A 17,980-nucleotide genomic window follows, 5' to 3' on the forward strand; every position below is an offset into this window, starting at 1 on the left:
ATTTTCCTTGTTTTCTATCTGTCGCCTAATGAAAGCCCGGCAACGTCATCCGCTTTGTCATTTACCTCAAGGGGTGCTGAGCACCCCTTTGTCGTTGGTTCATGTCATCAGAAGTGGGTGTTGATGCTCATGTAGTAGGTGCGGCCCGGTTCGTTGTAGGTGGCCGCGCCCGCACCGGCGATGTTGATCGCACCGGTGTTCGGATCGCCGACGTTCTGCGCGTTGCCGGCGCGGAACTGGCGTTTATCGAACAGGTTGTCGATGCCGGCGGTGAGGCTGACGTTTTTGGTCAGATCATAGGTCGCGCTGGCGCCGACGACGGCGTAAGGGCTAACCTCGCGGGTTTCGCCGCCGGTGGCCGGTTTACCCTGGTAGTTGTACTTCTTCGGCTTCTGACGGCCGTACCAGGTCAGGGTGGACTGCATCGACAGATCCTGCGTGGCCTGCCAGCTGAGGGTCGAGTTGACGGTGAACTTCGGGATCACCGACAGGTAATCGCCGGTGGTCTTGTTCTTGTTCTCGATCATGTAGGTGGCGTTGTTGCTCCAGGTGACGGTCTCGCTGACCGGCACGTTCAGCGAGCCTTCCAGCCCTTGCACCACCGCCTTCGGCACGTTTTCCCACTGATAGACCGCCGTGCCGGTGCTGCTGGTGGCGATGCGGGAGTTACCCGCTTCAATCTTGTTGTGGTAATCGTTGCGGAAGTAGGTCACGCCGGCCAGCCAGCCGTCGTTATGGAACTCCAGCCCGATCTCTTTGTTGACGCTGGTTTCCGCCTTCAGATCGTCGTTGCCGAGCAGGTAGCAGCCGTTTCTGGTATCGCTACCGGCGCATCCCTGGCCTTTGCTGTACAGCAGATAGTTGCCGTTGGTCTGGAACAGGGTCGGCGCCTTGTAGGAACGGGCGATGCCCATCTTCAGCGTGAAGTAGTCGCCCAGTTCCTGCGACAGGTTCAGCGCCGGGCTCCAGTTGTTGCCGGATTCCGAATGCAGATCGTAGCGCAGACCCGGCGTCAGCATGGTGGTGTCGGTCAGTTCAATGTTGTCTTCGGCGAACAGCGAGAAGATATGCGCGGAAGCGTAAGGGCTGCGCGTACCGGTCGTCATGCCGGGAATGGTGCCGCCCATCAGCGTTTGGCTGGTGGAGGTGCCGTCCTTCATCCGTTGCTGGCTCCATTCGGTACCCAGCGTAGCGGTTTGCGCGACGCCCAGCTCGAACGGCACGCTGACTTCGCTGTGCGCCAGGAAGTCATCCAGCTTGGTGGTGCCGAAACCGGTGTTCTTGGTATCGAAGATGCCTTCGGTGCCGCCGGCCAAGCCTTCGTTCAGGCGGGTGTTGCGGGTGCGTTCGAACTGCACGTAGTTGTTGGTGCTCACGCCGTTGTCCCAGGCGCCGCGGTGGGTCAGGCCGAAGGTTTCACGGTAGATGCGGTTGGTCTCTTTGCCGTAGTTGCTCTGTACCAGGGCGTTGGTGTTGGTGTTCTGAGTATCGCCGGCGTACAGGTTGCCCTGGCGGCCATAGGCGTATTCGAACTCCAGCGACTGCAGATGGGCGAAATCCCAGTGCAGCAAGGCGTCGATGTTTTTATCGACCACCCCTTCGCGCCCGGCGGGCACGCTGTTGGCGTAGGCGCCGACGCGTTCGGATTTGTGCGATTCGTTAATGTCCCAGGCGTCGGCCTGCGTTTTGCTGTAGCCGCCGAACAGGCGGAAGCTCAGGGAATCGCTCAGCGGGCCGGACAGGCTGAAATCGGTACGCTTGGTGGCGCCTTCCTGCTTGTGCTGCGGCACGTTGAAGTAGCCGTTCAGCGAGCCGTGCAGCGCATCGCCGGCCTTCTTGGTGATGATGTTGACCACGCCGCCCGCGGCGCCGTTGCCATAGCGCGCCGCAGCCGGGCCGCGCAGCACTTCGATGCGTTCGATCATTTCCGGCGGCACCCAGGCGGTATCGCCGCGTGAGTCACGTTCGCCGCGCCAGCCCTGACGCACCGAGTTGCGGCTGGAGGCCGGTTTGCCGTCGATCAGAATCAGGGTGTTTTCCGGGCCCATGCCGCGGATATCGATCTGGCGGTTGTTGCCGCGCTGGCCGCTGGTGGAGTTGCCGGTCAGGTTAACCCCGGGCATGGTGCGGATCAGTTCGCTGATGTCGCGCGCCGGCGGGCGTTTCTTGATCTCATCGGCGGTGATGGTAGATACCCCCGGCGCCTGCAGGTTCTGCCGGGCGGCGGTCACGACGATGGTGTCTTCGCCGCGCGGCTTTTTATCCGCTGTGCCGCTGTTTTCTTCCGTGGTGGGGGTGTCGGTCTGCTGCGCGGCGTTGGCGAACGCGGACGCGCCCAATCCCAAGCCGATAAGAGTGGCCAAAGAATAACGTGATAGCTTGCTTTTCATTTGAGTGTCCTACCTTGCTGCCCTCCCTCGCCGAATGGGGGAAAGGCGGTTGTAGTTTTTGTGTAGTCGGAATAGAAAATCGGCTGCGGCAAGGGATGCCATTGATGTATCCCCGATCCCTGTCCGTTGCGCGCAATACCAGCACGATCTCCAAGCCTTACACACTATTGCAAATGCAAATTATTATCAATAGTATTTGGCCTACAGTGTGTTCGGGCGGTGGCCGGCGATAGGGAAAAGTCGACGTTCCCGGTGCCGCCAACTACAAAATGGGTAGGCGTTGTGAATACAGAACTAGAGTCAGAAAGCAGCAGATTATTGGCCAGCAGCAATGCGGGCAGTCCAGGGTGGTGGTTGACGGTGGCACGACGCGGTACGCCATGGGTAGAACCGGCGGGTAACGGCCGGTGGCGAACCACCTTTTTCTGGCGCGATCCGCAGGGATGCGAATTGACTTCCGCCTACCGCCGGGTGTGGATCAACATCAACTGCCTGACCGACCACCATCAGCCGAATCCGCCGCAAAGCCTGCTGCGTTTGGCCGGTACCGACGTATGGTACTGGCAGACCGAGCTGAACGGCGCCTGGCGCGGCAGCTACTGCTTTATTCCTTGTTTTGACGAGCGGCCGCCGGCGTTCAGCGACGACGACGCGCACGCCAACATGCACAACCTGCGTCACTGGTGGCACCAGGTGTTCGCCTGCGCCACTCCCGATCTGCTCAACCCCTATCGCTCCTGGCAAAGCGCCAGCGGCCACAGCGTTTCCGGTCTGCACATGCCGGATGCGCCGCCGCAGCCGGTGTGGCGCTCGTTCGATGAGTATGAGATCGCCAGCGGGCGCTGCACGCCGCCGCTGCCGGCGCGTTTGCAGCGCCATACCTGGCAGAGCGAGCGTCTGGGCAACAGCCGCGATGTCTGGATCTACACCACCGGCGACAGCAAGCCGGCCGAACGCCCGCTCGCGATCCTGCTCGACGGCCAGTTCTGGGCGAAGCAAATGCCGGTCTGGGCGCCGTTGATGCAACTGACCCGCGAGGGGGCGTTGCCGGAAGCGGTGTATGTGCTGATCGACATTATCGATCTGCCGCACCGGGCGCGTGAGCTGACCTGCAAGGACGATTTCTGGCTGGCGGTGCAGGAAGAACTGATGCCGCAACTGGCCGAATGGGCGCCGCACAGCGACAATCCGGCCGAGACGGTGGTGGCGGGGCAAAGCTTTGGCGGCCTGGCCTCTCTGTACGCCGGGCTGCGCTGGCCACAGCGCTTCGGCGCGGTGATCACCCAGTCCGGCTCCTATTGGTGGCCGCGGCGCGACATGCTGCAGCTGCCGAGCATTCCCGACGACGCCTGCTGGCTGATGCAACAGGTCGAACGCCACGGCCTGGGCAACCACGGCGCGCTGAAGGTATTTATGGAAGCCGGTACGCAGGAAAAGCTGGTGCATCAGGTCAGCGGGCAAATGGCGGCGCGCCTGAGCGAAGCCGGCCATCGGGTGCACTACCGGGTGGTGGAAGGCGGGCACGACGCGCTGTGCTGGCGCAGCGGCCTGACCGACGGGCTGCAGGCGGTGTGGGCTTCCGCTTTCGCCACCGCTTATCCGGCATCGGTAACGACGGCGGCACAAGGAACGCAGGATGGAAAGCCTGAATCCGTTCGATGATCAACAGCAGCGCAGCCTGGTGCTGCGCAACGTACAACAACAATACAGTTTGTGGCCGGATTTCCGCGCCATTCCACCCGATTGGACGATCGTATTTGGCCCGGCGGCGCGCACCGAGTGCGCCGAGTGGCTGGAACAGCATTGGCAAGATATTCTGCCGGTCGCAGCACGCAAGGCGTGACCGGCGCCTGGTAATCACGGGAGCAATAAGCAGTGTCACACACCCCTAACTCTCTCAGCGGCCCGGCGCTTGCGGGCGAATGGCCGCTGGTCGCGGCGCAACCCGGCATTTGGGTCGCCGATCAAATCTCTCCGCATCGCAATGCTTACGCGGTGGCGCATGCCATCGAACTCAACGGCCCCGTCGCCGTGGAGCCCCTGCTGCAGGCCATCACCCGGGGTCTCGGCGAGGTGGACATGCTGCGGCTGCGTTTTGCGGAACGCGACGGCGTGCCGGTGCAATGGCTGGATGACTCGCTGGCGGTGCATGCGCCGGAACTTGTCGATCTGACGACGTCGTCGGATCCCGAAGCCGCCGCTCGCGCGCTGATGGATATCGATCTGGCGAGCGATCTGCGCGCCGGCAACGGCGCACCGCTGTATCGCCATGTGGTGATGCGCCTGGCGGACGATCGCTGGTTCTGGTATCAGCGTTATCACCATCTGCTGGTGGACGGTTTCAGCTTCACCGCCATCGCTCGCCGCGTGGCGGCGATTTATACCCATCTTTGCCGCGGCGACGCGCTGGAGCCGACGCCTTTCACGGCGTTCAGCGACGTGGTGGCGGAATACCAGGCTTACCGGCAGGCGCCGGCCTGGCAACGCGACGCCGATTTCTGGCGCGAAAAAGCGCGGCAGCTGCCGCCGCCGGCCACGATCTGCCCGCAGCCGCTGGCCGGGCAAACGCCCACGCCGCGCATCCACCGGCTGGAACAGCGCTGCGATCCGCAGGCCTTCGCCGAACTGGTGCAGCGTGGCGCGCAGCAGAAGCTGAACGCCGCCGATATGGCGGTGGCGTTGGTGGCGCTGTGGGTGTCGCGTCTGAGCGGCCAACCGAGCTTCAGCGCCGGTTTTATCTTCATGCGCCGTACCGGCTCGGCCGCCCTGTGCGCCGCCGGCCCGGTGATCAATGTGCTGCCGATGGAGATGCATCTCGAGCCGCAGGCCACGCTGTATGAGGCCGCCGCACGCATCAGCCGCGAGCTGAAAACGGTGCGCCGCCATCAGCGCTACGACGCCGAACAGGTGCAGCGCGATCTGGGGCGCATCGGCGACGGCGAACCGCTGTACGGCACGGTCTTCAACTTCAAAATGTTCGATTACCAGCTGGATTTCGCCGGCATCGAGGGCATTACCCACGATCTGGCCTCCGGGCCGGTGCGCGATCTGGAGATTGCGCTGTTTATCGATGAACACCACCAATTGAAGGTGGAGCTGCTGGCCAATGCCGAACGTTACAGCCGCCAGGAGCTGCAGGCGCACCTGCAACGGTTGCCGCTGCTGCTGGCGCAGTTCGCCGCGCAGGCAACGTTGCCGATCGGCGAGGCCGATATGCTGACCGCCGACGATCGCGCGCTGCTGGCGCGGATCAACGACACGGCGCATCCGGTGCCGGCGACCACGCTGAGCCAATTGCTGGCGCAGCAGGCGCAAGCCACGCCGGACGCGCCGGCGTTGGCGGATGCGCATTTCAGCTTCACCTACCGCGAAACGCGCGAGCAGGTCACGGCGCTGGCGCGCCAACTGGTGGCGCAGGGCGTGCGGCCGGGCGACATCGTGGCGGTGGCGCTGCCGCGGTCGGTGTTCCTGTCGCTGGCGTTGATGGCGATCGTCGAAGCGGGCGCCGCCTACCTGCCGCTGGACACCGGTTATCCGGACGAGCGGCTGGCGATGATGCTGGAAGACGCCGCGCCCCGCTTGATCATCACTCACCCGGCGCAGCAGGCGCGTTTCGCCGACAAGGGCGACATGTTGCTGTATGACGCGCCGCTGGCGGCCGATCACGCCGCCGGGGTGGCGATCGCGGGCCCGACGTCGGACCATGCGGCCTATATCATCTTTACCTCCGGCTCCACCGGGCGCCCGAAAGGCGTGCTGGTCGGCCATCAGGCGATCGTCAACCGCCTGCTGTGGATGCAACACCAGTATCCGCTGGGGGCGGACGACGCGGTGCTGCAGAAAACGCCGTGCAGTTTCGATGTCTCGGTGTGGGAATTCTTCTGGCCATTGATGGTCGGCGCCCGGCTGGTGATGGCGCCGCCGGAGGCGCACCGCGATCCGCAGCAGCTGCAACAGCTGATCGCTCAACACCGCATTACCACGATGCACTTCGTACCGTCGATGCTGGCGGCTTTCGTTGCCGCCCTGGACGACGACGCGGCGGTGGCGAGCTGCGCCGCGCTGCGCCAGGTGTTCTGCAGCGGCGAAGCGCTGCCGGCGGAGCTGTGCCGCCTGTGGCAAAGCCGCACGGCGGTGCCGCTGCACAACCTCTACGGCCCGACCGAAGCGGCGGTGGACGTGACCTGGCATCCGGCCTACGGCGAGGCATTGGCGAAGGTGACCGGCGCCAACGTGCCGATTGGCCTGCCGGTGTGGAACACCGGGCTGCGCATTCTGGACGCGCGTCTGCGGCCGGTGCCGCCGGGCGTAGCGGGCGATCTGTATCTGACCGGCGTCCAGCTGGCGCACGGCTACCTTGGCCGGCCGGATCTGACCGCCAGCCGCTTTGTCGCCGATCCGTTCGGTGAGGGCGGGCGCATGTACCGCACTGGCGACGTGGCGCGCTGGCTGCCGGACGGCGCGGTGGAATATTTGGGCCGCAGCGACGATCAGCTGAAGATCCGCGGGCAGCGTATCGAGCTGAGTGAAATCGACCACGCCCTGCTGTCGCTGCCGGGCGTGCGCCAGGCGGTGACGCACGCGCGGGTGCTGCAGGGCACGCCGGTGGACGCCGGCGGCGATGCGCGCCAGCTGGTGGGCTATCTGGTGATGCAGCCTGGCGCGAGCTGGGATGCGGAAGCCCTGCGCGCGGCGCTGGCCGACCGTCTGCCGCCGCACATGGTGCCGGTGGCGTTGGTGGAAATGCGCGATTTGCCGCTGAGCGCCAACGGCAAGCTGGATCGCAAGGCTCTGCCGCAGCCGCAGGGCGGTGAGCGCAAGGCAGGGCGTCCGCCGCAGGCCGGGTTGGAAAGCGAGATCGCCGCGGTATTCGCCCGCCTGCTGCAGCGCGAGCAGGTGTTCGCCGACGACGATTTCTTCGCGCTGGGCGGCCATTCGCTGCTGGCGATGCGTCTGGCGGCCGAGCTGCGCCGCGATCTGGGCAAGGCGGTGTCCGTCGGCCAGGTGATGGTGGCGTCGCGCGTCGAGCAACTGGCCGCCTTGCTGGCGGAAGATCGCACGCAGGAAGAGGCCGATCGCAGTGGCTTCGACAGCGTATTGCCGCTGCGCGTCACCGAGGGGCCGACGCTGTTCTGTCTGCATCCGGCGTCCGGTTTCTCCTGGCAGTTCAGCGTATTGCCGCGCTATCTCGATCAGCACTGGTCGCTGGTCGGCATTCAGTCGCCGCGGCCGGACGGCCCGCTGGCGCTGAGCGAAGACATGGACCAGGTGGTGGAGGCGCACCTGCAGACGGTGCTGCAGGTGCAGCCGCACGGGCCGTACCACTTCATCGGCTACTCGCTGGGCGGCACGCTGGCCCAGGGCATCGCCGCCCGGCTGCAGGCGCGCGGCGAGCAGGTGGCGTTCCTCGGCCTGCTGGATACCTATCCGCCGGAGACCCAAAACTGGGACGTGATGCTGGACGACAACGTGTTGAAGGAAGTGCAGCGCGAGCGCGAACAGTTCCTGGCGGTGTCGCAGGATACGCTCGATCCGGCGCTGGGCGAGACGCGCACCATGATGTTCGACAACATCGAAGCCAACTACGCCGATTCGGTGCGGTTGCTGTCGCACACGCGGACCGCCCGCTTCCACGGCCAGGCGACGCTGTTCGTCGCCAAACGCACGTTGCAGGCAGGGATGGACGTGCAGCAGACCTGGTCGCAGTACGTCGATGCGCTGCAGGCGCACGAACTCGACTGCGCGCATGTCGATATCGTTTCGCCGGCGTCGTTCAAAGTGCTGGGGCCGCTGCTGAACCGGATTTTGCGCACGCTGTAATAACGCCCGTCATCTCGCCGCCAGGCACGGGGATTGCCCCGCGTTTGGCGGCATTTCTTGCGTCCGCTCACAATTGAATATCAATGATTTCTATTATCATTATTGATTTCGTTATCTGTGCTAGCATAGCGCTCCGCAACTGCAGAATCCCCGTTTAAAGATGTGGTGAACAACCGATGAGTAGCAAACCCTCCATCCTGCTTGATTTTAGCCTGCTGAAAACCCACCGGGCCTTTCGCGCGGTATTCTGCGCGCGTTTCATCTCCATTGTGGCGCTGGGGTTGATGGCGATCGCCATCCCGGTGCAGATCCAGGCGCTGACCGGTTCCACCCTGCAGGTCGGGTTGGCGGTGACGCTGGCCGGCGGCGGCATGTTCGCCGGGCTGCTGATGGGCGGCGTATTGGCCGATCGCTATGAGCGGCGCCGGCTGATCCTGTTCGCGCGCTCCACTTGCGGCATCGGGTTCGTCGGCCTGTGCCTCAACGCCCTGTTGCCGTCACCTTCGCTGGCGGCCATTTATCTGCTGGCGGTGTGGGACGGTTTCTTCGGCGCAGTGGGGGTGACGGCGCTGCTGGCGGCCACGCCGGCGCTGGTGGGCCGCGAAAACATCGTGCAGGCGGGCGCCATCAGCATGCTGACGGTGCGCTTCGGCTCGATTCTTTCCCCGGCCATCGGCGGCCTGGTGATCGCCCATATGGGCATCGCCTGGAACTACGGCCTGGCGGCGTTCGGCACCCTGTTGACGTTGCTGCCGCTGCTGAGCCTGCCGCAGCTGATGCCGCCGCCGCAGCCGCGTGAACATCCGCTGCGCGCGCTGGCGGGCGGTTTCGCCTTCCTGTTCCAGAACAAGGTGATCGGCATGGTGGCGCTGATCGGCGCGTTGCTGACCATGGCCAGCGCGGTGCGCGTGCTGTACCCGGCGATGGCGGAAAGCTGGCGCATCGACGCAGCCCACCTCGGTTATATGTACGCCGCCGTGCCGCTTGGCGCGACTATTGGTGCGTTCACCAGCGGGCGCGTGGCACACGTGGCGCGCCCCGGTTGGGTGATGCTGCTGACGGCGATCGCGGCTTTCGCCTCTATTGGCCTGTTCGGCCTGATGCCGTGGTACAGCCTGGCGTTGCTGTGCCTGGTGGCGTTTGGCTACCTGAGCGCGCTGAACTCGCTGCTGCAATACGGCCTGATCCAGGGCCTGACGCCGGACAATTTCCTTGGCCGCATTAACGGTCTGTGGACGGCGCAGAACGTGGTGGGCGATGCGCTGGGCGCGTTGCTGCTGGGGGCGATGGGCGCCTTTATGCTGCCAGCGATGAGCGCCAGCGGTTTCGGCTTTGGCGCGGCGCTGCTCGGCATCCTGTTGCTGTTCGCCATGACCGGTTTGCGCCAGGTTACGCTGCACAAACCGGAGCCGCAGCCCGCCACAGAAAAGTAGTCGAACGCGTTAAAACAACGCTGTGGGATCAAATAGCAATGCTTATCATCGGCATGCGTAAAACCCACAGCGTTTATGTCATGATTTCGAAATGAAAGAAGTGCTTACGTTTATTGACATAGCAAATATCGGCGAGTAATTTAGCGCGGAATCAACTCAAATGATAATCATTATTATATTGGTTATCACTTCAAATTCTTGAGGGCGAAGCGATGGTTACTGCCGTGAACGACATCAATCGAAAGGAAATGCAGGAGCGCGAAGAACACCGGTTCGCCGCTGATTTTTCTCCGGCGTCGGGCTTCTTCTTTACCTCCCCTTACCGCAGCTTGACCACCACCGGTTGTTTCAGCCGCATTCGCCTGCCGGCCGCGGACGGCGCAGATCTGAACGGCGAGTTCCAGCGCCGCGTGCGGCAGGCGTTTGCCGAGGCCCGTCAGGCCGGCATCAAAAAGCCGCTGCTGTGTGGCGCCATTCCGTTCGATACCCGGCAGCCTTCGGCGCTGTTTGTTCCCCAGCAGAGCCGCTGGTTCGACCGCGCCGCCTTTATGGCCGGCGTTCGGCCTTCGGCGAACGGCCCTGAACTGGCCGGGGTGACGGAGCTGCCGCCGCAGCAGACGTTCATGAACATGGTCAGCGACGCCGTTGCCGCGATGAAGGCCGGTGAGCTGGATAAAGTGGTTTTGTCGCGCCTGCTGGAGATCGAAACGCGTCAGCCGGTGGATCGCCATGCGCTGATGGCGCGCGTGATCGCCCAGAACCCACACGGTTTCCACTTCCATGTACCGCTGGAGCAGGGCGCGCTGTTGGGTGCCAGCCCAGAGCTGCTGCTGCGTCAGGACGGTGGCCGTTTCTATTCCAACCCGCTGGCCGGTTCCGCCCGGCGCGAGGCCGATCCGCAGCGCGATCGCGAAGTGGGGGAGCGGCTGATGGCCTCGGCGAAAGATCGCCACGAGCACCGCATCGTCACCGAAAGCATGCGCGACGTGCTGGCTGGCCGCTGCCGCTACCTGAACGTGCCGCACACCCCTGAACTGCTGACCACCACCACGCTGTGGCATCTCTCCACGCCGATCGACGGCGAGGCGGCGTCTCCGGACGAAAACGCCCTGTCGCTGGCCTGCCTGTTGCACCCGACGCCGGCGCTGTGCGGCATGCCGACGGCCGAGGCGCACGCCCTGATCGGCAAGCTGGAGCCGTTCGATCGCGGCCTGTTCGGCGGCATCGTCGGCTGGTGCGACGACGAAGGCAACGGCGAGTGGGTTGTGACTATCCGCTGCGGCACCGTTGACGGCAACCGGGTGCGGCTGTTCGCCGGCGCCGGCATTGTGGAAGACTCTTCACCCGAATCTGAATGGCATGAAACAGGTACCAAACTCAGCACCATTCTGCGTGCCTTTGGTATGAATCAAGGATAACGACAAGATGAGCATTGCCTTTACCCCCTGGCCGGCGGAGTTCGCCAGCCGCTATCGCGAGCGCGGCTACTGGATTGACAAGCCGCTGACCGAGATCCTCGACCGCCAGGCCAACAATGACGCTCCGGCGATTATCGACGCCCAGGGCAGCCTGACCTACCGCGAGTTGCAGCAGCGCTCCGATCGCCTGGCGGCCGCTTTGCTGCGCCGCGGCGTGAAATCCGGCGACACCGCGCTGGTGCAGTTGGGCAACGTGGCGGAATTTTATATCGTGTTCTTCGCGCTGCTGAAAATTGGCGTGGCGCCGGTCAACGCGCTGTTCAGCCATCAGCGCAGCGAGCTGAACGCCTATGCCGAGCAGATCAAACCGGCGCTGCTGATCGCCGATCGCCGGCACGCGCTGTTTGCCGACGATCAATTCCTGAACGCCTTTCGCGATGCGCATCCTTCGCTGCGGGTTGTGGCGCTGCGCAGCCAGCCCGAGGGCGAGCTGGCACTGGCCGCCTGGCTGGACGAAGCCAGCGACGGTTTCGTCGCGCAGCCTTCCGCGGCCGATCAGGTGGCGTTCTTCCAGCTTTCCGGCGGCAGCACCGGTACGCCGAAGCTGATCCCGCGTACCCACAACGACTACTACTACAGCATTCGCCGCAGCGTGGAGATCTGCCGTTTCGACGCGCAGACCCGTTATCTGTGCGCGCTGCCGGTGGCGCACAACTACCCGATGAGCTCGCCGGGCGTGCTGGGCGTATTTTATGGCGCCGGGCGGGTAGTGTTCGCCGCCGATCCTGATGCCGGGCAGTGCTTCCGCCTGATCGAACAGCATCAAATCAACGTGACGGCGCTGGTGCCGCCGGCGGTCACGCTGTGGCTGCAGGCGATCGAAGAGTGGGGCGGTAATGCCCAGCTCGCCAGCCTGAAACTGCTGCAGGTGGGTGGCGCCAAGCTGGGCGAAACGCTGGCGGCGCGCATTCAGAACGAAATCGGCTGCCAACTGCAGCAGGTGTTCGGCATGGCGGAAGGGCTGGTGAACTACACCCGGCTGGACGACGACGAACGCCACATCCTGACGACGCAAGGGCGGCCGATGTCGCCGGACGACGAAGTGTGGGTGGCGGATGACGACGGCAATTCATTGCCGGCGGGCGAGGTCGGCCGGTTGATGACGCGCGGGCCTTATACCTTCCGCGGTTACTACCAGAGCCCGGCGCACAACGCCGACGCTTTCGACGCCGACGGTTTCTACTGCTCCGGCGATCTGATCAGCATCAGCGAAGACGGCTACATCACCGTGCAGGGGCGGCAGAAAGACCAGATCAACCGCGGCGGGGAGAAGATCGCCGCCGAGGAAATCGAGAACCTGCTGCTGCGTCATCCGGACGTGATCAACGCCGCGCTGGTGTCGATGCCGGACGCGCTGATGGGAGAGAAGAGCTGCGCTTATATCATCGCCAACGCGCCGCTCAAGCCGGTGGTGCTGCGCCGCCACCTGCGCGAACAGGGCGTGGCGGACTTCAAACTGCCGGATCGTTTTATTCAGGTGGACAGCCTGCCGCTGACTCCGGTCGGCAAAGTGGACAAAAAACGGCTGCGCCAGCAGCTCGACGCGCAACTACAGACTCAGGCTCAGGGAGATTAATCGATGGCCATTCCAAAACTTAATGACTACGCGCTGCCGACGGCGGACGAACTGCCGCAAAATAAAGTCACCTGGCAGGTAGAACCGCAGCGCGCCGCGCTGCTGATCCACGATATGCAGCAGTATTTCCTCAATTTCTGGGGCGAAGACAGCGCGCTGATCAAACAGGTGGTGGAGAACATCGCCAACCTGCGTCGCTACTGCAAACAGCAGGGCATTCCGGTGTTTTATACCGCCCAGCCGAACCAGCAGAGCGATGAGGACCGCGCGCTGTTGAACGACATGTGGGGGCCGGGCCTGAACAAACACCCCGAGCAGCAGGCGGTGACCGCCGCGCTGGCGCCGGACGAAGACGACACGGTGCTGGTGAAATGGCGCTACAGCGCCTTCCACCGCTCGCCGCTGCAGGAGATCCTGCAGGAGTCCGGCCGCGATCAGCTGATCATCTGCGGCGTGTACGCGCACATCGGCTGCCTGACCACCGCTATCGACGCCTTCATGCGCAACATCCAGCCGTTCATGGTGGCCGATGGCCTGGCGGATTTCTCGCGTGACGAACACCTGATGGCGCTGCGCTACACCGCCGGCCGCTGCGGCCGGGTGGTGACCACCGCGTCTCTGTTGCCGGCGGTGGGCATTGCCAGCATCGATGCGCTGCGTCAGCAGATCCTGCCGTTGCTGGACGAAGACAGCGAAGACATGGGCAACGATGAAAACCTGATCGATTACGGCCTGGATTCGGTGCGCATCATGGAGCTGGCGACCCGCTGGCGCAAGATCCGCGGCGATATCGACTTTATCGCGCTGGCGCGCAACCCGACCATCGACAGCTGGTGGGCGCTGCTTTCCGAAGAGAAAGCCTGATTTTAATAACGAGAGAGGGCGGCCGCTCGGTCGCCCCGTTGGCTCTATAAGGAGATTTTGATGAATGCTTTGATCACCAAGGGAAAACGTGCGGCATTTCCGCTGATGCTGCTGTCCACGCTGCTGTTCTCCAACTCGTTGCTGGCGCAGACCGCGCCGGAAGTGCTGCGCAAGCCGGTTGGCAAGGGCGCCTATGAAATGGCCTACAGCCCGAGCGAGAACGCGCTCTACCTGGCGACGTCGCAGAGCCGCAAGCTGGACAAGGGCGGCATCGTTTACCGCCTGGATCCGACCACGCTGGACGTGACCCAAATTATCCATAACGACATCAAGCCGTTCGGCGCCGCCGTTAATGCTAAAACCGGCACGCTGTTCTTCGGCAACACGGTCAATAACTCGGTGACCGCCATCGACGCCAAGACCGGCGACGTGAAAGGCCGCTTGGTGCTGGACGCGCGCAAGCGCTCCGAGACCGTCAAGCCGCTGGCGCCGCGCGAACTGGTGGCGGATGCCGACAGCGATACCCTGTATATCACCGGGCTGGGTGAATCCAGCGTGGTGTGGGTGGTGGACGGCAAGGATCTGACCCTGAGCGCCACCGTAACCGACACCGGCAAGTACGGCACCGGCCTGGCGTTGGACGCCGCCGCCAAACGTCTGTACGTCACCAACGCCGACGGCGAGCTGGTGACTATCGATACCCAGAGCAACAAGGTGCTGTCACGCAAGAAGCTGGATGAGACTAAAGAGCACTTCTTCCTGAACATCAGCCTGGATACCGCCACCCATCGCGCCTTCATCACCGACTCCAAGCAGCCACAGGTGCTGGTGGTGGATACCCGCAACGGCAACATCCTGAGCAAGATCGACGTGCCGGAATCGCTGGCGGTGCTGTTCAACCCGGCGCGCAATGAAGTTTACGTGACCCATCGCCAGGCGGGTGAAGTGAGCGTGATCGACGCCAAGAGCTACAAGGTGCTGAACACCATCAAGACGCCGACCCACCCGAACAGCCTGGCGCTGTCGCCGGACGGCCAGACGCTGTACGTCAGCGTCAAGCAGGCTTCCAGCCGCGAGAAAGAAGCGACCGCGCCGGACGACGTGATCCGCGTAGCGCTGAAGTAATCCCGAGCAGGGTAAGCACCCCTCGAACAGGCGAAGCGGCGACGCTCCGCCTGTTTTTTTTCGCCGTGCGATCTGCGGTATAAAGAGGGGATTGCCCTATTGACCCGAAGGAACGTTGGTTATGCCCGTCTCACGCACGCCGTTGTTGTTGTCCGTTATTACCCTGTTGCTGCTGGCCGCGCTGATCCACAGCGGCATCAGCCCTTACGATCGCGCCACCTGGCTGATGGAAGTGGCGCCGGTATTGATTGTTTTGCCGCTGCTGTGGCTGACCCATCGCCGTTATCCGCTGACGCCGCTGCTCTATACGCTGATTTTCTTCCACGCGCTGATCCTGATTTTCGGTGGCATGTACAGCTATGCCCGCGTGCCGCTGGGGTTTGAGGTGCAGCAGTGGCTGGATCTTGGCCGCAACCCGTACGACAAACTGGGGCATTTCTTCCAGGGGCTGGTGCCGGCGCTGGCGGCGCGCGAGATCCTGCTGCGCGGCGGTTATGTGCGGGGCCGCAAAATGCTGGGCTTCGTGGTGTGCTGTATCGCGCTGGCGATCAGCGCGGTGTATGAGCTTATCGAGTGGTGGGCGGCGCTGGCGCTGGGCCAGGGCGCCGATGAGTTTCTCGGCACCCAGGGCGACCCGTGGGACACGCAGTCCGACATGTTCTGCGCCTTGCTTGGCGCGATAGCCGGTCAATGGCTGTTCGGTGGCTGGCAGGATCGGCAACTGCGGCGTTTAAAGGCGTAAGCCCGGCGGCGGTTGAGCCTGGTGAAAATGGATATTTCTCGTGCCGCCCGGTATTTGCCGGGCGGCATTTTTAATATCGACATGATAAAAATCGACAATCATCAGTTAAATGTTTGGCGCCCTGTGAGACAGCGCAATGTTATTTCCTATATTTATGTTTATTTAGCTTTTTATGCGTTTTTCTAGGAATTTTCTTAACTCATGCCGTGTGCTACTATTCTCATGTTTAACAAGGGCTAATTATTATTAATTAGTTTTTTGAGCGGGGAACAATGAGATACGTAATTAATAATAAGATTAAATATCATGAGGATAGATCAGAGTTGGTGGATCTCAACGCTGAGCTGCCGCCTCAACCGCTCACCGCCACCCTGAACCGCCTGCTGTCCGCGTTGGTCAGAAACAATAATCTGGTGGTCTCCCGCGATACCCTGCTGACGCAAGTATGGGAAGCGCACGGCCAGGTGGCCTCCGGCAATAACCTCAATAACACCATTTCCATCCTGCGCAAGATGTTCGCCGCCATGGGCGAGGACGACATTATCGTCACGTTGCCGCGCCAGGGATTCATGTTTACCGCCGCTTCGTTGAAGACGACGGACAGCCTGGCGGAGAGTTTGCCGGAGATGCCGAGCCCGGCGGCTGCAGAAAACGCCTTGCCGACCAGGCCGCTGCGAACGCAGCGATTTAAGCGCTTCGGGTTGGCCGCGTTGTTGCTGTTGGCGACGGGGAGCGGGGTATGGGCCTGGCAGGATGCCGGTTATGAGCCGCTCAGCGCGGTAAGCGTAGGCAATATCGGCAGCTGTGAGGTGAAGTTCGTAGCTTCTTATCATAAGGTGGGCCCCGGCGAGGCCGATCTGGCGCATTTGAAAAATATGCTGGCGCAAAATAAGTCGGTTCGGTGTACAGAACCGGCGACGCTGCTGTACTACGACAGCGGTTCGGTGATGTCGGAGGCCGTTGGGCGAGCCCGGGTATCTTATTACTTCTATTGCCCACAGGCCGAGATGGCCGCAGGCAAAGTGCAATGTGAGAACTATTATGAAAGCCGGGTTAAGTAAGCGCCTTTGGCGTTATCGCTATGCGCTGTTGAGTGCGCTGGCAATCGCAGGCTGCGGCGTTTCCGCCTATTTCTTGTTTTTTAAACCGCAAATTCCGGAGTGCCGCGCGGTGCTGCGTTCAACCGATCAGCTGCCTGGCCAATTAATGCAGCGTGTCTTGCTGGTGAGCGTTGTACCCGAAGGCGCGCGGAGCGTGACCCTGTTGCTGAGCGGCAGTTTTTTTGACGGCGACACGCGTTATACCATCGAGCGGGCAATGATTATGGACTATCAGCGGCAGGGGAGTAACTACACGCTGCGCCGCAAGGAAGCGGTCAGAAAGCCGCAAGACAATTTGGATAATGAAGCGCTTAACCGCCGTTTGCCCATGTCGGCGCCGTTGATCCATTGGCGAATTGAAAAAATCGATGAACGCCACTATCTGTTCAGCGGCAACCATGCGCCGTTGTTCGTGTGCACCACGGCTTCCTGAGCGGAGAAGGTCCCCGGCAACGCCGGGGGATTGTTTTTCGTTGGCCCTGGGGATAAATGGCGCAATGTTATGGTTGTTTATTATTGATGTAATTGTTAATGCAGGGGCTATTGCTCGCCCGCGGGCAATAGGTTAACCACTGTTCGTCCTTTTCTGCGCCCTCATTGCGAATGTTGTCATAGTAATAGATATCCGCCCGGTATTGGCAGTTGAAGCCGGCTTGCCGTATCTCTCGCTTAATGTTTGCCAACTCACCGCTGCCTAACCGCATGGTGTAAATTTGGCAATTTTGCTCATTGCCCAACGGATAAACGCTGATGCGCGTGCTGTTTTGGTAAAGCACAATCGCGGCAAACGGCACTAAACAAGCGGCCATAATCATAATTAAGCGCTGAACAGAGCGACGAAAGTTCGGCGTTCGTGCAACCGGTGGCGGCGTTGAAGCTATTTCGGTTTCGCTATAATCATTATTATTAACTTCATCGGTATTTATATCCATCAGCTGAATGCTTGCGGCGCTAAATTTAAACCCCTGACGGGGATAGGTAACAATAATATCTTCCACGCCGAACTGCGCCAATGACTTACGCAGGCCGGAAACGTAATTATTCAGGTTGTTATTGGAGGCTTTGAGCCCATGTTCAACCCAGACGTCATTAAGCAACCTCTCTCGCAGCAGCAGCTTATCATTATTGCGAATAAACAACGAAAGCAATCTGCTGGTCGGTTTAAGTAACGCTATTTTATTACTGGCATTATCGACATGCGACAGCGTGCCCTCATCCTCATTAAAGAGGATGTCTTCATTTATGATAAAAATCATTTCATTTACCCATCAACTTTCCTGTCGAGGGATTATTCTGAGACCTGATGCGGCTTTTTTCAATCCTTCACTCTGTGTGTAAATAGGATTTTTCTCTCTATCCGTATAATTGACATGAAATGTTTATCTGCTTACAAGTTTTTTTATATAAATAGTGATAATTAACTTCTATTTTTTGGTTTTAAAATCTATTTAA

General features: G+C 61.7%; 13 protein-coding genes. 11 read left to right on the forward strand and 2 right to left on the reverse strand.

The window, feature by feature from the left end; translation table 11 throughout:
* Nucleotides 1-107 precede the first annotated feature (107 nt).
* Nucleotides 108-2,390 carry a TonB-dependent siderophore receptor gene (locus tag CPH57_RS22300; RefSeq protein WP_060660058.1) on the reverse strand — a complete coding sequence of 761 codons (2,283 nt, stop codon included), beginning with the start codon at nt 2,388-2,390 and terminating at the stop codon, nt 108-110.
* A gap of 282 nt (nt 2,391-2,672) precedes the next feature.
* Between CPH57_RS22300 and fes the strand changes: the two genes are divergently transcribed.
* The 11 genes from fes to CPH57_RS22355 all read left to right on the forward strand — a co-directional run bounded on the left by fes (nt 2,673) and on the right by CPH57_RS22355 (nt 16,961).
* Nucleotides 2,673-4,052: an enterochelin esterase gene (gene fes, locus CPH57_RS22305; RefSeq protein WP_080273360.1), complete on the forward strand. Its 1,380-nt coding sequence runs from the start codon at nt 2,673-2,675 to the stop codon at nt 4,050-4,052.
* Nucleotides 4,027-4,233 carry an MbtH family protein gene (locus CPH57_RS22310; protein ID WP_033644173.1) on the forward strand — a complete coding sequence of 69 codons (207 nt, stop codon included), beginning with the start codon at nt 4,027-4,029 and terminating at the stop codon, nt 4,231-4,233. Before fes ends, CPH57_RS22310 begins: the two co-directional genes overlap by 26 nt.
* A gap of 32 nt (nt 4,234-4,265) precedes the next feature.
* Nucleotides 4,266-8,210 (forward strand): enterobactin synthase subunit F, encoded by a 3,945-nt coding sequence (locus CPH57_RS22315; RefSeq protein ID WP_096242727.1) that lies wholly within the window; start codon nt 4,266-4,268, stop codon nt 8,208-8,210.
* Between the two features lie 176 nt (nt 8,211-8,386).
* Nucleotides 8,387-9,643, forward strand: a complete 1,257-nt coding sequence (gene entS, locus CPH57_RS22320; RefSeq protein ID WP_033641586.1) for an enterobactin transporter EntS — start codon at nt 8,387-8,389, stop codon at nt 9,641-9,643.
* Nucleotides 9,644-9,855: 212 nt separating this feature from the next.
* Nucleotides 9,856-11,061 carry an isochorismate synthase gene (locus CPH57_RS22325; protein ID WP_046688082.1) on the forward strand — a complete coding sequence of 402 codons (1,206 nt, stop codon included), beginning with the start codon at nt 9,856-9,858 and terminating at the stop codon, nt 11,059-11,061.
* A gap of 7 nt (nt 11,062-11,068) precedes the next feature.
* Nucleotides 11,069-12,697 carry a (2,3-dihydroxybenzoyl)adenylate synthase gene (locus CPH57_RS22330; protein ID WP_033641588.1) on the forward strand — a complete coding sequence of 543 codons (1,629 nt, stop codon included), beginning with the start codon at nt 11,069-11,071 and terminating at the stop codon, nt 12,695-12,697.
* A gap of 3 nt (nt 12,698-12,700) precedes the next feature.
* A complete protein-coding gene (locus tag CPH57_RS22335; RefSeq protein WP_049277458.1) occupies nt 12,701-13,561 on the forward strand; it encodes an isochorismatase in 861 nt (286 codons plus the stop codon).
* 60 nt (nt 13,562-13,621) lie between these two features.
* Nucleotides 13,622-14,686, forward strand: coding sequence for a YncE family protein (locus CPH57_RS22340; RefSeq protein WP_033641591.1), 1,065 nt, complete (start codon nt 13,622-13,624; stop codon nt 14,684-14,686).
* A 121-nt stretch (nt 14,687-14,807) separates the two neighbouring features.
* Complete coding sequence (locus CPH57_RS22345; protein WP_050594393.1) at nt 14,808-15,428, forward strand: DUF2238 domain-containing protein; 621 nt, start codon at nt 14,808-14,810, stop codon at nt 15,426-15,428.
* Nucleotides 15,429-15,754: 326 nt separating this feature from the next.
* Nucleotides 15,755-16,489, forward strand: a complete 735-nt coding sequence (locus CPH57_RS22350) for a winged helix-turn-helix domain-containing protein (RefSeq protein WP_229597883.1) — start codon at nt 15,755-15,757, stop codon at nt 16,487-16,489.
* On the forward strand, nt 16,470-16,961 hold the full coding sequence (locus tag CPH57_RS22355; RefSeq protein WP_033641593.1) for a hypothetical protein: 492 nt from the start codon (nt 16,470-16,472) through the stop codon (nt 16,959-16,961). The genes CPH57_RS22350 and CPH57_RS22355 overlap by 20 nt, the downstream gene beginning before the upstream one ends.
* A 67-nt stretch (nt 16,962-17,028) precedes the next feature.
* Here the strand turns inward: CPH57_RS22355 and CPH57_RS22360 are convergent, their stop codons facing one another.
* Nucleotides 17,029-17,784 (reverse strand): winged helix-turn-helix domain-containing protein, encoded by a 756-nt coding sequence (locus CPH57_RS22360; RefSeq protein WP_033641594.1) that lies wholly within the window; start codon nt 17,782-17,784, stop codon nt 17,029-17,031.
* Nucleotides 17,785-17,980: the final 196 nt, after the last annotated feature.

Origin of the sequence: Serratia sp. JKS000199, assembly GCF_900215455.1 — a bacterium.
Lineage (GTDB): Bacteria > Pseudomonadota > Gammaproteobacteria > Enterobacterales > Enterobacteriaceae > Serratia > Serratia ureilytica.